This window comes from Calditrichota bacterium, assembly GCA_014359355.1.
Lineage (GTDB): Bacteria > Zhuqueibacterota > Zhuqueibacteria > JANLFK01 > Oleimicrobiaceae > Oleimicrobium.
The window spans coordinates 1-1,675 of sequence record JACIZP010000113.1; the positions used below are offsets into that span (position 1 = coordinate 1).

General features: G+C 63.4%; 1 protein-coding gene. It reads left to right on the top strand.

Translation table 11 applies throughout. From position 1 onward, the window contains the following. Positions 1-1,675 (top strand): PAS domain S-box protein (locus H5U38_04730; GenBank protein MBC7186327.1); only part of this gene is annotated, 1,675 nt, incomplete at both ends.

Below are 1,675 nucleotides of genomic sequence, written 5' to 3' on the forward strand. Positions count from 1 at the left end.
TCCGATCTGCAGGCCCTCGCCAACGGCGGGCCGGTGGTCAATGAAGAAGTGGTCGGTGACAAAATCTTCGAGACGACCAAGTTCCCGGTGACCATCGGCGGCCAGCAGGTGGTGGGGGGTATCATCCGCGATGTCACCGAGAAGAAGCGGCAAGAACGGGAGCTGAGGGATGCGCTCTCCCTGCTGCATGCCACCTTGGAGGCTACTGCCGACGGCATCCTGGTGGTGGACCGGCAAGGGAAGGTACAGAGCTACAACCAGAGGTTCCTGGAAATGTGGCGGATTCCTGAAGAGGTGGCCGCCACGCGCGATGACGATCGACTGCTGGCCGCTGTCCTTGACCAGTTGGAAGAGCCCGAGGAGTTTCTGCGCAGGGTGCGCGAGCTGTACAACGACCCGGAGGCGGAGAGTTTCGATGTGCTGCGCTTCAAAGATGGCAGGGTGTTCGAGCGGTACTCGCGGGCGCAGCGCATTGGAGGCAAACCGGTGGGGCGCGTGTGGAGCTTCCGCGACGTGACCGCGCGCGTGCGGGCGGAACAACAGCTGCGCGATCAACAGGAGCAGGTGCGCGCCCTGGTCGAGGCGGCCCTCGACGGCGTGGTAATGTTGGACCAGGATGGGAACGTGACTCTGTGGAATCAAGCAGCCACGCGCATTTTTGGCTATGACGCAGAAGAGATGATCGGCCGCAACCTGCATGCCCTCGTCGTACCCGGGGAGCTGAAAGACCAACACGCCGCTGCCTTTGCGCGCTTCCGCGAGAGCGGGAACGGCGCAGCGGTGGGAAGGACGATGGAACTGGAAGCCTTGCGGAAGGATGGTTCGACGGTGCCCATCGAACTGTCCCTTTCTGCCGTGCAGCTCAAGGGAGCGTGGCACGCCATCGGCATTGTGCGGGACATCAGCGAGCGCAAGGCCATGGAGGCGCGCCTGCGCGAGAGCGAGGAGCGCTACCGGGCCCTGTTCGACCGCTCCATGGACTGCGTCTATCTGCACGACTTTCAGGGCAGATTCATCGACGCCAACCCGTCGACGCTCAGACTCTTCGGCTACGAGCCCGAGGAGGTGGCACATCTGTCCTTTGCTGACGTGCTCGATCCCGACCAGTTACCCCTGGCCATGCAGACGCTGCAGGAGATCGTGGAAACGGGTGCCCAGCGGTCGACAACCGAGTTCCGGGTGCGGCGCAAAGACGGTGGTCATATTGACATTGAGACGACTTCGTCGGTCATCATGCGAGATGGCAAGCCCTACGCGGTGCAGGGCATTGCCCGCGACGTGACCGAGCGGAAGAAATTGGAGCAGCAGCTCAAGGACGGCTACCAGACCATGGCCGCGCTGAACGAATTGCTCAGGCTGTCGGTGTCGCCGGCGCCGCTGGAAGAGCTGTTGCAGCAGGCCTTGGCCATATTGACCAAGATGCCATGGCTCGCTGTGCAGGCCAAGGGAGCAATTTTCCTGGCCGAGCCTGGCGAGCAGACCCTGGAGATGAAGGCCCACATAGGGTTGAGTGCCCCGGTGCTGGCTGCCTGCGGCCGCGTGCCCTTTGGGCGCTGTCTGTGCGGCCGCGCCGCCGAGCAGGCCTCGGTGGTGGTTGCCGACCGCCTGGATGACCGTCACGAGGTGAGCTACGAAGGAATGACCGACCATGGCCACTTCTGCGTGCCCATCGTCT